The organism is Leifsonia aquatica H1aii, assembly GCF_000633535.1.
In the GTDB taxonomy this organism is placed as follows: Bacteria; Actinomycetota; Actinomycetes; order Actinomycetales; family Microbacteriaceae; genus Leifsonia; species Leifsonia aquatica_A.
Genome location: NZ_AYMR01000018.1, coordinates 230,469 through 243,664 on the forward strand (window position 1 = coordinate 230,469; position 13,196 = coordinate 243,664).

General features: G+C 73.9%; 12 protein-coding genes. 6 read left to right on the forward strand and 6 right to left on the reverse strand.

The window, feature by feature from the left end:
- The first annotated feature begins 58 nt into the window (after window positions 1-58).
- Complete coding sequence (locus U870_RS0117000) at window positions 59-3,028, forward strand: helix-turn-helix transcriptional regulator (protein WP_025158576.1); 2,970 nt, start codon at window positions 59-61, stop codon at window positions 3,026-3,028.
- An 82-nt stretch (window positions 3,029-3,110) separates the two neighbouring features.
- Here U870_RS0117000 and U870_RS0117005 read toward each other — a convergent pair whose 3' ends face one another.
- Window positions 3,111-3,524 (reverse strand): TraR/DksA family transcriptional regulator, encoded by a 414-nt coding sequence (locus U870_RS0117005; protein ID WP_025158577.1) that lies wholly within the window; start codon window positions 3,522-3,524, stop codon window positions 3,111-3,113.
- Between the two features lie 59 nt (window positions 3,525-3,583).
- On the opposite strand from U870_RS0117005, the gene U870_RS0117010 reads away from it, so the two are divergent.
- Entirely contained in the window at window positions 3,584-3,874 is a 291-nt protein-coding gene (locus tag U870_RS0117010; protein WP_025158578.1) for a hypothetical protein, read from the forward strand.
- 24 nt (window positions 3,875-3,898) lie between these two features.
- On the opposite strand, the gene U870_RS0117015 is transcribed toward U870_RS0117010, so the two are convergent.
- Together U870_RS0117015 and U870_RS0117020 are read right to left on the reverse strand one after the other, a co-directional pair.
- Window positions 3,899-4,387: a glutathione peroxidase gene (locus U870_RS0117015; RefSeq protein ID WP_025158579.1), complete on the reverse strand. Its 489-nt coding sequence runs from the start codon at window positions 4,385-4,387 to the stop codon at window positions 3,899-3,901.
- Window positions 4,388-4,475: 88 nt separating this feature from the next.
- On the reverse strand, window positions 4,476-5,354 hold the full coding sequence (locus U870_RS0117020) for a MurR/RpiR family transcriptional regulator (RefSeq protein WP_240183740.1): 879 nt from the start codon (window positions 5,352-5,354) through the stop codon (window positions 4,476-4,478).
- A gap of 164 nt (window positions 5,355-5,518) precedes the next feature.
- Between U870_RS0117020 and U870_RS0117025 the strand changes: the two genes are divergently transcribed.
- Complete coding sequence (locus U870_RS0117025) at window positions 5,519-6,466, forward strand: N-acetylglucosamine kinase (protein ID WP_025158581.1); 948 nt, start codon at window positions 5,519-5,521, stop codon at window positions 6,464-6,466.
- Complete coding sequence (locus U870_RS0117030) at window positions 6,463-9,288, forward strand: FAD-binding and (Fe-S)-binding domain-containing protein (RefSeq protein WP_025158582.1); 2,826 nt, start codon at window positions 6,463-6,465, stop codon at window positions 9,286-9,288. Before U870_RS0117025 ends, U870_RS0117030 begins: the two co-directional genes overlap by 4 nt.
- Here U870_RS0117030 and U870_RS0117035 read toward each other — a convergent pair.
- The 3 genes from U870_RS0117035 to U870_RS24455 form a co-directional block, all read right to left on the reverse strand.
- Entirely contained in the window at window positions 9,239-10,132 is an 894-nt protein-coding gene (locus U870_RS0117035) for a sulfurtransferase (protein ID WP_052357783.1), read from the reverse strand. The genes U870_RS0117030 and U870_RS0117035 overlap by 50 nt on opposite strands.
- Before the next feature lie 600 nt (window positions 10,133-10,732).
- Window positions 10,733-12,118: an L-serine ammonia-lyase gene (locus U870_RS0117040; RefSeq protein ID WP_025158584.1), complete on the reverse strand. Its 1,386-nt coding sequence runs from the start codon at window positions 12,116-12,118 to the stop codon at window positions 10,733-10,735.
- 73 nt (window positions 12,119-12,191) lie between these two features.
- Entirely contained in the window at window positions 12,192-12,365 is a 174-nt protein-coding gene (locus U870_RS24455; protein WP_162819174.1) for a hypothetical protein, read from the reverse strand.
- 70 nt (window positions 12,366-12,435) lie between these two features.
- Between U870_RS24455 and U870_RS0117050 the strand changes: the two genes are divergently transcribed.
- Both U870_RS0117050 and U870_RS0117055 read left to right on the forward strand, forming a co-directional pair.
- Entirely contained in the window at window positions 12,436-12,678 is a 243-nt protein-coding gene (locus tag U870_RS0117050; RefSeq protein WP_025158585.1) for a helix-turn-helix domain-containing protein, read from the forward strand.
- A complete protein-coding gene (locus U870_RS0117055; protein ID WP_025158586.1) occupies window positions 12,671-13,180 on the forward strand; it encodes a Clp protease N-terminal domain-containing protein in 510 nt (169 codons plus the stop codon). The genes U870_RS0117050 and U870_RS0117055 overlap by 8 nt, the downstream gene beginning before the upstream one ends.
- The last annotated feature ends 16 nt before the right edge of the window (window positions 13,181-13,196 follow it).

Below are 13,196 nucleotides of genomic sequence, written 5' to 3' on the forward strand. Positions count from 1 at the left end.
GCGCAGAGCCGCCCGCGGAAAGGCCCCGGATGTCGGTGGTGCGTGCCAGCATGGAGGTATGCGAACACCGGCGTCGAGCCCCACGATGATCGGACGGGAGTCCGATCTCGCGGCGCTGCGTGCCGAACTCGAGGCGGTCGCCGCCGGGGGCACCCGCGCGGTGGTCATCGGCGGCGAGGCGGGTATCGGCAAGACGCGGCTGATCACCGAATTCCTCGACCAGGCCTCCGGTTCTGCGCTCGTGCTCCTGGGGCGCTGCGTCGACCTCGGCAGCGACGGCGCCCCCTACGCTCCGTTCGCCGCGGCGCTGCGCCGGCTCATCGAGCTGGTCGGCCTGGACGCCGTGCTGGAAGCGGCCGGCCCGGGAGCGGGCGGCCTCGCGGCCCTCCTGCCCGAGGTCGCCGACCGCACCGCGGTTCCGGCGCGCGCGGGGGCGGAGCGGCTCTACGAACTGGTGACCGTGCTCCTGGAGAACCTCTCCGCCGAGCGTCCGCTCGTGCTCGCGATCGACGACATCCACTGGGCCGACACCTCCACGCTGGAGCTGTTGCGGTTCGTGGTGCGGATGAGCGAGCGCGGGCGGGTGCTGGTGCTGCTGGGCTACCGCAGCGACGAGGTCACGCGCGGGCATCCGCTCCGGGCCTATCTGGCCGAGCTGGAGCGTACGCGCCGGGTCACGCGCTGGGAGCTGGGGCGGCTCGGCCGGGCCCAGGTCGCCGCGCAGCTCGACGTGCTCCTCGGGTGCGTGCCCGACGCGGCGACCGTCGACCAGGTCTACCGGTTCAGCGAGGGGGTGCCGTTCTTCGTCGAGGAGCTGGCCGGTATCGACGGTCTGGCGACCGGCGACGACCTCCCCGAGACCCTGCGCGAACTGCTGCTCGCCCGCTACGACCGGCTGAGCGAGCCGGCGCAGCGACTCCTGCGGCTGGTCTCCGCGGGTGGCGTCTGCGTCGAGCACGACCTCCTCGAGGCGGTGTTCGACGGCACTCCGGAGGCGCTCGACGCCGCAGCACGAGAGGCGGTCGTCGCCCACGTGCTCGCCGCCGACACCACCGAGTACACCTTCCGCAACGCCCTCGTGCGCGAAGCGGTGCACGCCGACCTGCTGCCGGGTGAGCGCACCCGCTTCCACACCCGCTACGCCGAGGCGATGGAGGCCGCGCCGCAGCGCTCGGCCATCCAGCTCTCGACGCACTGGATGGCCGCGCACGACCTCCGCCGCGCCTTCATCGCGTCGATCGCAGGTATGGAGGAGGCGCGCCGGTCGTACGCGTACGCCACGGCCGCGGCGATGGGCGATCGCGCGCTCGAGCTGTGGGAGCGCATCCCCGACGCCGAGGAGCTGGGCGGGCTGAGCCGGGTCGATCTCGTCGCCCGGACGGCGTCGGCGCTGCGCAACGCGGGCGACAACGAACGGGCGCTCGCGCTGGTCTCGGTGGCCCTGGCCGATCCGGCGGCTCTGGAGCCGTCGCGGCTCGCCCGGCTGTTGCGCGACAAGGCGCAATACCTGACGAACCTCAATCGTCCCGGAGGCATCGAGCTGCTCCGGGAGGCGCTGGAGGCCGTGCCGCCCGCCTCGCTTCCGGTCGACGACGCACTGCGACCGCAGCTGCTCGCCGAGCTCGCCGCGCGGCTGATGCTGTCCGCACGGTTCGATGAGGCGGTCGAGACGACCACCCAGGCCATCGAAGAGCTCGGTGACGCCCGGGACGTCCGGCTCTCGATCGCGCACAACATCCGCGGCTGCGCCCTCATCGCCTGCGGCGAGATCGACCGCGGCCTCGCCGAGCTGGAGCGGGCACGAGTGGTCGCCGACGACGACACGGCGGCGCTGCTCCGGCATGCCGTCAACACCTCGGACGCCCTCAACGGGCTCGGCCGCTACGCCGACGCGGTGCAGCTCGCGGAGGCCGGGGCGGCACGGGCGCGGGCGCGCGGGGTGGAGCGGACCTCGGGCGTGATCCTCTCCTCGAACACGATCGAGCCCCTCCTCGCGCTCGGCCAGCTCGCCCGGGCGGAGGCGCTGCTCGACCCGGCCCTCGCGCTCGATCCACCGCCCAGCTTCCGTGCTCACCTGCAGCATCTGAAGCTGTGGCTGACGCTCTGGCGGGGAGACGTGGCGGGAGCCGATGCGCTGCTGCGACGCTGGCGCTCCGGGCTGCGCCTGCAGGGCGATCTGGAGGCCCAATCCTTCCTCGGCGTGGCGCGCATCGAGGCCGAAGTCGCCCTCGCCCGGGGCGACGCCGACCGGGCGTGGCAGGAGGCGCGCGTCGTCGTCGACGCCGGCCACCGGTCCATCCCCGCGAAGGACCTGCCGGTGCTGGCCGCCGCGGCGCGTGCCCTCGCGGACCGCGCGATGGCGGGAGGGTCCGACGACATCCGGGGTGCGGCCGACGACGTGGCGATCGCGTTGGGACGTCTGGCGGACTGGCCGACCGCCGCGGTGTGGGGTCCGATGGTCGCGGCCGAGTTGGCGACCGCGCGCGCCGCGGTCGCGGCCGCCGAGGGTGCCGCCGCCGATCTCGCGGCTCGCGCCGGGACGCCGGGGGAGCACGGGCGGGACGACGCCCGGGCGGCGTTCGCCGATGCCGTCGCCGCCTGGCGGGTCGCCGTCGAGGCGACCACCTCACCGCTCGCGCCGGCGCACCTCCACCCCTACGCGCTCGCGCGCTCGGCGCGGGTGGCACTCGCCGCGGGGGACCGGCCGGCGGCCGATCGGCAGGCCGCCGAGGCGGTGTCCGCCGCGGACGCCCTCGGGTACGGTCTCGTCTCCGCGGCGGCGGCCGCCCTCACCGCGCCGCGCGGGCAGCGCGCCCCGGCAGGAGTTTCGGGGCCGGGCGCTCCGCTGACCGAGCGGGAGGAGCAGGTGCTCGCGCTCATCGAGCAGGGTCTCAGCAACAAGCAGATCGGCGAGCGGCTCTTCATCAGCGCGAAGACCGCCAGCGTCCACGTCTCGAGCATCCTGCGCAAGGTGGGAGCCTCCTCCCGCACCGAGGCCGTCTACCGAGCGGCGCAGACCGTCCGCTGAGCCCGCTGCATCCGGTGAGCCCGCTGAACGCGCTGAGCCGGGTGCATCCGGACCCACCGGCACCGCGGCCGGCGCGCGGCGTTCAGCGTTCGGCGGCGATCGCGCACTGGATGCACAGCTCCGCGGTGGGTCGCGCGCGCAGGCGGTCCACCCCGATCGCGCGGCCGCAGTGCGTGCACAGTCCGAAGCTGCCGTCCTGCAAGCGCGCACCCGCCGCCTCCACCGCGGCGAGATCGGCGGCGGCGTCCGACCGCAGCGCCTGCAGCCTGCTCCATTCGGAGCTGAGGGTCGGCCCCTCCGGGTCGTGCTCGTCGTCCGCGGTCGACTCCGAGCGCGAGGCGAGCAGCGTGCCCAGCGTCTCCGCCAGATGCTCGGCCTCGACCACGTCGTCGTGCCGTCGGCGGTCGAGCACCGCGGCGAACTCGTCCAGCTCGCCGTCGCTCAGACCGCTCACGCCGTAGAGGTCGATCGTTCCTGTATCCGCTCCGGTGTGCATCGGCGCACTCCTTTCCCCCGTCAGAGGGTAACCCCGGCCGAGCCCGTAGGCTCGGATCCGTGCCTTCCTACCGTGTCATCGTGTCCGTCGGTGCCCTGCGCCCCGGCGTCGACCCGCAGGCCGTCGAGCCCGCGGCCGTCGCTGCGGCGGGGGCCCGCACCGTCGTCGAGGCGTCGAGCGTCGACGTGGTCGCCCGCGAGGCGCGGCTCACGGTGCGCTTCGTCGCCGACTCGGTGCCGGAGGCGCTGGCCATCGCGGAGCACACCCTCGTGGGCGTGCAGTCGGTCGCAGCGACGACGGGCTGGCGCCTCACCGAGCGCGTCGGCGGCCGGTGGTTCCGCCGGGCCTGAGTCGCGGGACGTCCGTCCTGCACGTCAGGCGGCGGCGGGCAGCGTCTCCTCAATCAGGGAGACGATCGCCGGGTCGTCGGGCTCCGTGGTCGGGCGGAAGCGGTGCACGGCGCCGTCCGGCGTGACGACGAACTTCTCGAAGTTCCACTTGACCTTGCCGGCCTTGCCCGCGTCGTCCGGGTGGGTGGTCAGCTCGGCGTAGAGCGGATGCGCGGACCGGCCGTTCACCCGCACCTTCTCCATCATCGGGAACGTCACGCCCCAGGTGGTGGAGCAGTACTCCTTGATGGCGTCGGTGGAGCTCAGCTCCTGCAGGAACTGGTTGCTCGGGAACCCGATCACGGTGAAACCGCGGTCGCCGTACGTCTCCTGCAGTTTCTCGAGCTTCTCGTACTGCGGCGCCAGGCCGCAGCGGGAGGCCACGTTCACGATCAGGATGACCTTGCCGGAGTAGTCGGCGAGCGAGGCGGGAGCGCCGTCGATGGTGCTGAAAGGGATGTCCATGAGGCTCATGATGCGAGCGTAAGACAGTGCGGGTGGCCTCGGGGCGCGACGGCGGTGTCCACAGCGAAGACACAGCGGGGACGCACTCCCGCCGGGCTCATTCGTCCCCGTGCGGATGGCGGTGCGCCTGCACCGCGTCATAGGTGAGCTGCAGGGACGGGAGCGAATCGGGGTCGAGCCGCTGGACGATCCGCACGAAGAGGAAGTCCACGACGGCGAGCTGCGCGATGCGGCTCGACATGGCCCCGGGGCGATAGCGCGTCTCGCTCGCGCTCGTCACGAGCACATGGTCGGCGTTCTGCGCGATCGGCGACGTGGGGAAGTTCGTCACGGCGACCGTCGTCGCTCCGGCCCGGCGCGCCGTGCGCAGGCTGTCGACCGCCTCCAGGGTGAGGCCCGAATGCGAGAAACCGATCGACACGGAGCGCTCGGTGAGCAGGGCCGCGCCGGTGAGCGCCAGGTGGATGTCGCTCGTGTTGAAGGCGATGACGCCGATCCGGTGCAGTTTCTGCTGCAGGTCGATCGCGGCGAGGCTGCTGGAGGCGGCGCCGTAGATCTCAATGCGATCGGCGGCGACGACGGCGTCGGCCACCGCATCGAGCGTGGGCACGTCGACGCTCGCGGCGGTCGATTCGATCGCCCGGGCCTCGTGGTACGCGATCTTGGCGAGCACGTCCCGGCCGTCGTCGTCGGGGGAGATCTCGGCATCCGCGACGCCGAACCGCCCGAGGGAGACCTCCTCGCGGCCGCGCGTCGACGCCAGGTCGAGCCGCAGAGCACCGTAGCCGGCGTAGCCGACGGCCTGGCAGAACCGGACGATGGTCGCGACAGACACCGCACAGCGGGCGGCGAGCCCGGTGATCGGCAGGTCCACCACCGCCGCCGGCTCGGCCAGGATCAGCCGGGCGACACGCTGCTCCGAGGGGCGCAGCCCCGGCAGGGCCTGAGCGATCCGTGCGCCGGCATCCATGTTCATCGCGTCCTCTCCCGCGCCCCGGGAGCGAGGCGCCATGTAAACGATATTCCTGCGAATTGAATCCGCGGTAAATTTGCGACAAGGTGTTTCCTGCCGGTGCGCGACGGACCGGCGGGTGCGACGAAGGAGGCAGCCGTGCGGCGGAACGACGAGGGGACCGGCTCATGAGCGTGCTCGCGATCGACATCGGCGGCACAGGATCCCGCGCCACGCTCGGCGGCCAACCTCCGGTCGCAGGTCCCGGCGTGAGCGTCGGGCCGGACGGCATCCGGGTGGCCCCCCTGCTGGACGAGCTCCTCGCGGGCCTCCCCGCGAACCGCCTCGACGCGGCGACCACCGTCACCGTGGGGATGAGCGGACTGCTCGGGCTGACGCCGCCGGACGCGGTGCTGGCCGACCTGCGCCGGCGCTGGCCGCACGCGCGCATCCTGCTCGCCTCCGATGCCGTCACCGCAGCAGCCGCGGCCCTGGGCCTCGAGGGCGGCGCCGTGATCGCCGTCGGCACCGGCGTGGTCGGGCTGGCGACGGACTTCCACGACGTGTGGCGCCGGGCGGACGGCTGGGGACACCTGCTCGGCGACGAGGGCGGCGGCGCCTGGATCGGCCTCGCCGGCCTGCGCGCCGCGGTGCGCGAGCACGACGGGAGGCCCGGCGGGTCATCGGCGCTGCTCACAGCGGCGGCGGACCGGTTCGGGGCGGTCGAGGCTCTGCCCGCCCAGCTGTACACCCGCGACGACCGAGCGGGAGTGCTCGCGTCGTTCGCGCCGGCGGTGGCGGACGCGGCGCGGTCCGGCGACCCGGTCGCGGCGGGGATCTGGACCGATGCCGCCCATGCCCTCGCCGCCACCGCGACGGCCCTGCTCGCCGCGCCGGTGCCGCGCCGGCTGGCCGTGATCGGCGGCGTGACCGGTGTCGGCGAGCTCCTGCTCGACCCGCTGCGCGAACGTCTGGCCGGCACCGCTCCCGGCGCCCGCCTGCTGACCCCGGCGGTGCAGCCGCTCGACGGGGCGCTTCTGCTGGCCTCCGCCGAGGGCCTCCCCGAGGGCGGCCGCCCGCCCTACCTCACGATCGACACCGCTCGACCCGCCGACCCCGCAGGAGCCCGCCCGTGACCGTGTCCACCAGAGCCATCGACCGTCACGCCGCCGCGCACGACGCATCGCACTACCTCCTCGTCCCCGCCGAGGTCGCGCGGCCGGGAACGGCCCAGGAGGTCGCGGACCTCCTGGTCTCAGCACGCACGCGCGGGTTGCCGGTGACGTTCCGCTCCGGCGGCACCAGCCTCTCCGGCCAGGCGGTGACGGCCGGAGTGCTCGCGGACACCCGGCACGCGTTCCGCTCGGCGGACGTGCTCGACGGCGGCGAGCGGGTGCGGGTGCAGCCCGGCATGACCGTCCGCCAGGTGAACGCCCGACTCGCCCGGCACGGCCGCAAACTCGGCCCCGACCCGGCGAGCGAGATCGCGTGCACCATCGGCGGCGTCGTCGCCAACAACTCGAGCGGCATGGCGTGCGGCATCGAGCAGAACACCTACCGCACGCTCGAATCCCTGGTGGTCGTGCTGCCGAGCGGAACCGTCCTCGACACCGCCGCCGTCGACGCCGACGACCGGCTGCGCACCGCGGAGCCCGAGCTGCACGCCGGTCTCCTGGCCCTGCGCGACCGGGTGCGCGCCGACCAGGCCTCGGTCGCGACGGTCGAGCGGTTCTTCGCGATGAAGAACACCATGGGCTACGGCATCAACGCCTTCCTCGACTTCGACACCGCCGTCGACATCCTCGCCCACCTGCTCGTCGGCAGCGAGGGGACGCTCGGCTTCGTGGCCGAGGCGGTGTTCCGCACCGTCACCCTCCACCCGGCGGCGACGACCGCGCTCGCGGTGTTCCCGACCCTGCGCGCGGCGACCGCCTCCCTCCCGGCGATCGTCGCGACGGGCGCCGCCACGGTCGAGCTCATGGACTCGACCTCGCTGCGCCTGGCGGCCCGCGCCGATGACGCCCCCGCCGAGCTGCGGGAGCTGACGATCGACGACCACGCGGCGTTCCTGATCGAGTTCCACGGCGCAGACGCCGAGGCCGCGGAGGCTGCCCGCGCGCTCGCAGCGCCCGTGCTCGACGAGCTGCGGCTCAGCCTCCCGCTGCGGTTCACGACCGATGCTGCGGAGCGCGCGGCCCTCTGGCACATCCGCAAGGGTCTCTACACGACCGTCGCCGAGGCGCGCGCGCCCGGGACGACGGCGCTGCTGGAGGACGTCGTCGTACCCGTGCCGACCCTCCTGGACGCCTGCGCGGGTCTGCGCGACCTCTTCGCCGCCCACGGCTACGAGGACAGCGTGATCTTCGGGCACGCCAAGGACGGCAACATCCACTTCATGCTCAGCGAACGGCTGGGCGACCAGAAGGGTGTCGACCGGTACCGCGCGTTCACCGACGACATGGTCGAGCTGATCCTCGGCCTCGGCGGCTCGCTCAAGGCCGAGCACGGCACCGGCCGCATCATGGCCCCATTCGTGCGTCGGCAGTACGGCGACGAGCTCTACGGGGTGATGCGGGAGGTCAAGCGGCTGTTCGACCCGCACGGCATCCTCAATCCGGGGGTGCTGCTGAGCGACGACCCCGACTCCTACCTGCGCGACCTGAAGACCGCGCCCGAGGTCGAGAGCGAGGTCGACCGCTGCGTGGAGTGCGGCTACTGCGAGCCGGCCTGCCCGTCGCGCGACCTCACGCTCACCCCGCGCCAGCGCATCGTGCTGCGGCGGGAGCTGCGTGCCGCCGAGCTGGCGGGGGATGACGCGCTCGCCGCCGAGCTGCGGGACGACTACGAGTACGCGGGGGTGCAGACCTGCGCCGTCGACGGCATGTGCCAGGCGGTCTGCCCGGTCAACATCAACACGGGCGACCTCGTGCGCCGACTGCGCGGCGAGTCCGTCTCGCGCGTCGCGGCGGGGGCGTGGGATGCCGCGGCCGCCGCGTGGGGTCCGGTCAGCCGGGCCGGTGGCGCCGCACTGACCGTCGCCGGTGCTCTGCCGGCGCCGCTGGTGCGGGCCGTGACCGACCTCGGCCGCGCCGTGCTCGGCTCCGACACCGTCCCGCGCTACGACGCAGGCCTCCCGCGTGGCGGCGAGCGCCGGGTGCCATTGCGCGCCGCCGAGCCGCAGGCGGTGTTCTTCGCCGCCTGCATCGGCACGATGTTCGGCGCCGAGGGCGACGGGATCGGTTCGACGGCGGCGTTCCTCGCCCTGTGCGAGCGCGCCGGCGTCGAGGTGACCGTGCCGGACGGGGTCGCATCGATGTGCTGCGGCACCCCCTGGAAGTCGAAGGGCTTCCACGACGGCCACGAGCGGATGTCCGAGCGGGTGCTGCCGGCGCTGCTGGAGGCCTCCCGCGGCGGTGAGCTGCCGGTCGTCTGCGATGCGGCGTCCTGCACCGAGGGGCTGGAAGCGATGCGCGACGCCGCCGCGGCAGCGGGCGGGCCGTTCGCGCGGCTGCGGTTCGTGGACTCCGTCGACTTCGCCGCCACGACCCTGCTCCCGGCGCTCGACGTCGTGGAGGCGCTGCCGTCGCTCGTGCTGCATCCCACCTGCTCGACCGGGCGGTTGGGGGTCGACGGTGCGTTGCGCCGGGTCGCCGAGGCGGTGGCGCAGGAGGTGACGATCCCGATCGACGCCGGCTGCTGCGCGTTCGCGGGCGACCGGGGGTTGCTGCATCCCGAGCTGACCGCGTCCGCCACGGAGCGGGAGGCGGCCGAGGTGGGCCTGCTGGCGGCGGAGGCCGCCGCGTCCGGCACCGTGACCGCCTACGCGTCGGCCAACCGCACCTGCGAACTCGGGATGTCGCGGGCGACCGGGCAGCGCTACCGGCACATCCTGGAGCTGGTGGAGGAGGCTACGCGACCGACGCCAGCGGCGCCTGCGGGTCGGCGGTCCACTCGCTGAGCGACGCGTCGTAGACCGCCACGTCCGTGCGGCCGAGGACCGCGAGCGCGAGCGCGTCCGCCGTCGCAGCGATCCCGCTGCGGCAGTAGGCGACGATCGGGTCGGTCGAGGCGAGGGCGTCGGCGAACTGCTCGCGCAGCTCCCGGGGCGGCAGGAACGTGTTCGTCTCGCGCGAGACCAGCCGGCCCGCGGGAACGCTGAGGCTGCCCGGGATGTGCCGCGCGGCGAAGTCGCGCGCCGGGAGCCCGCAGAGCAGCGTCGCCGCGCGGTCGCCGGCGGTGATCGCGGCGACCGCGGCCTTGTCCGCCCAGAATCCCGGCCGCTCGACCGCGGTGAAGGGGGCCACCGTGCGCGGCTCGACGTGGCCGCGGGTGACCGGCCGGCCCTCGGCGCGCCACACGGTCGCGCCGCCGTCGAGCACTGCGACCCGGTCGTGGCCGAAGGAGCGGAACAGCCACCAGAGCCGAGCGGCCCACTGGCCGGCGGCGGCATCGTAGATCACGACCGTCGTGTCCTCGTCGACACCGGCGGCCTGGGCGGCGATGGCGAAGGCCGCAGCGGACGGCCGGGTGAACGGGTACGGGCCCGCCGGGTCGCTGAACCCGTCGAGCAGCTCGGCGAACACGGCGCCGGGGATGTGGCCGTCGACGAGGTACTGGTCGAGGCCGCTGACGAAGACCGGTCCTCCGTCGGGCCCGACCGCCGGGACGACGGTCGCGTCGAGCACGACCAGCCCCGCGGAGCCGAGGTGGTCGCACAGCCACTGCGTGGAGACCAGCGGGCCGGCCAGGGCGGCTCCCAGCGCGCTCGAACGGTCGGCGTCTGATGCGGGTGTCGTGCTCACGGGACCACGGTAGGCGGCCCCGCCGACGTTCGGGAGAGCGCCCGCAACGCGGCGTAACCCCGCCCGCGCCCGCGCTCCGCGCCCGCGCTCCGCGCGCGCCCCGCGCGTGGCCGGTCGTGTGCGGGTGGGGCGCGGGCCCGCGAGGGGTGAGTTGCTGCGGTTATTCGCTCGGTTTACCCGCACTTACGCTCCCCTCGCGCGCCAGGGCACGTCGTCCCGCCCGCGAAGGGTGAGTAGTTGCGGGTATTCGCCCGGTTTACCCGCAACTACTCACCCCTCGCGTGGACCCGGCTGTGTGCGGGTGGGGCGCAGGCCCGCGAGGGGTGAGTTGTTGCGGGTATTCGTCCGGTTTACCCGCAACTACTCACCTCTCGTGGGCGGGCCGGGTGGGCGGGCGTCGGGCGCGAGGCGGGCGGCGAGGTGCGGGTCGTGGCGGGTATGCGTGCGGTTTGCCCGCATTTACGCTCCCCTCGCACGGGGCCGGCTGTGTGCGGGTGGGGCGCAGGCCCGCGAGGGGTGAGTTGTTGCGGGTATTCGCCCGGTTTACCCGCAACTACTCACCTCTCGTGGGCGGGCAGTCGAGGCAGGCGGGCGGGCGGGTCAGCACTCGATGACGTTGACGGCGAGGCCGCCCTCGCTCGTCTCCTTGTACTTGGTCGACATGTCGATGCCGGTCTGGCGCATGGTCTCGATCACCGTGTCGAGGGAGACGAGGTGCGAGCCGTCGCCGTGCAGGGCGAGCCGAGCGGCGGAGACCGCGGTGGAGGAGGCGATCGCGTTGCGCTCGATGCACGGGATCTGCACCAGGCCGCCGACCGGGTCGCAGGTGAGGCCGAGGTGGTGCTCCATCGCGATCTCGGCGGCGTTCTCGACCTGGCGGGGTGTGCCGCCGAGCACCGCGCACAGGGCGCCCGCCGCCATCGCGCAGGCCGAGCCGACCTCCGCCTGGCAGCCTCCCTCGGCGCCCGAGATGGAGGCGTTCGCCTTGAACAGGGAGCCGATCGCCGTGGCGGTCAGCAGGTAGCGGCGGATGCCGTCGAGGGTCGCGCCGGGCACGAACCGCAGGTAGTAGTGGGCGACGGCCGGGACGATGCCCGCCGCGCCGTTGGTCGGTGCGGTGACGACGCGCCCGCCGGACGCGTTCTCCTCGTTGACCGCCAGAGCGAAGGCGTGCAGCCACTCCAGAGCCGTCGCGCGTCCCGGATCGTCCTGGACCCGCTCGAGGTGCTCGCGCATGGCGGCCGCCCGGCGTGGCACCTGCAGCCCGCCGGGCAGGGTGCCGGTGCCGGCGAGGCCGTTCGCGACGCACTCGGCCATGGCCTCCCAGATGAGATCGAGCCGTTCGCGGGTCCGCTCCTCGCCGTGCAGGGCGGCCTCGTTGCGGTGGGCGACCTCGCAGATCGGGATGTCGAGGCGCTCGCAGATCGCCAGCAGCTCTTCGGCGGTGTCGTAGGGGAGGGGATGGGAGGCGCGCGCGGCCAGGTCGGCCTCCTCGCCGTCCCGCCGGATGAAGCCGCCGCCGATCGAGTAGTACGTCTCCTCCAGCAGCGGCAGGGGCTCACGGATGCCGTCCGGGCCGCGTCCCCAGGCCCGCAGTGTCAGTGCGTTGGGATGGCCGGGCAGCCGGGTGCGCGGCTCGAAGTCGATGTCGTCACGGGCGAACGGGATCTCCCGCTCACCGGCGAGGAGCAGCGTGGCGTCGTCGCCGAGCCCGCTCCAGGCTCCGCGGACGTCGTCGGGGTGGCAGTTCTCGGGCTGGAGCCCACGGAGCCCGGCGACGATGGCGTCGGGGGTGCCGTGGCCGATCCCGGTGGAGCCGAGCGAGCCGTACAGGGTGCAGGTCACCTGGTCGACGCGGTCGAGGAGGCCGTCCTCGACGAGTCGTACGGCGAATGCGCGGGCGGCCCGCAGGGGTCCGACGGTGTGCGAACTCGAGGGGCCGATGCCGATCGAGAACAGGTCGAAGGCCGAGACGTACGCAGTCACATCGTCCAGTCTACGTCGGCCTGCGCGCACGGAATCCGCGTACGGCCGCGAATCGACGCGGGAATCGTGCGCTTCAGCCGCGGGGTGCGGAGACCACGCGGGAGTCGCCCGGCAGGAACCACGCGGTGTCGAGGCCGCCGCCGCTCTGCGCGAACTCGACCAGGAACTGGCCGTCCTCGTCCGGGCCCTCGATGACCATCCCGGGGTGGCCGTCCCACAGGATCGCGCTGCCGACGCCGATGTCCATGCCGACAGCGTACGCCGAGAAATACGCAACCAGAGTTGACAAACGATCGCAAGCAACTAAAGTTGCTCGCATGACCACCGTGAGCCCTCCTCCCGAACCGCTCGGCGGCGTCGCCGACGGTCTCGCCGCCGTCGTCGCCCTGCGCGAATACGCCGACCGTCTGGAAGACGCCGAGGTCGAGCGTGCCCTCCGTGCGGGCTGGACGTGGTCCCAGATCGCCGACGCGCTCGGCGTCACCCGCCAGGCCGTCCACAAGAAGCACCTGCGACGCGTAGCCGCCGCGGGCATCGAGCTGAGGAGACGCAATGTCTGAGATCCCACCCGGCACCGCGAACAACGCCCCGGGCCAGCCCCTCTCCCGCGCGATGCGGGAGGTCGTCGTGCGGTCCGTCGTCGAAGCGCAGCACCGCAACGCCCCGCTGGTGGAGGCCGAGCACCTCCTGCTCGCCCTCACACGTGACACGGAGTCGCCCGTGCACGACGTGCTCGTCTCGGCCGGCCTCGACACCGCGGGCGTGGAGGCCGCGCTGCAGGCGGAGCGCGAGCTGAGCCTGCGCGCCGCCGGCGTCACCCCGCCCGACCCGGCCCGACTGGTCGCATCGCCGCGTGTGGCCCGGCCGCGCTGGGGCGCATCGGCGAAGGACGCCCTCAGCCGGGCGCACCGCGTCGCCGCCGCACAGCGCCGGCAGCGCTCCGCGCACGCCGATCTGCTCGCCGCCCTGCTCGGTCTCGACCTCGGGACCGTCCCGCGAGCGCTCGAACTCGCGGGCATCGACCGTGCCGCCCTGCTCGCCGGCGCCCTCCGCGCGGGCTAGGCCGCCTGCGCTCTCA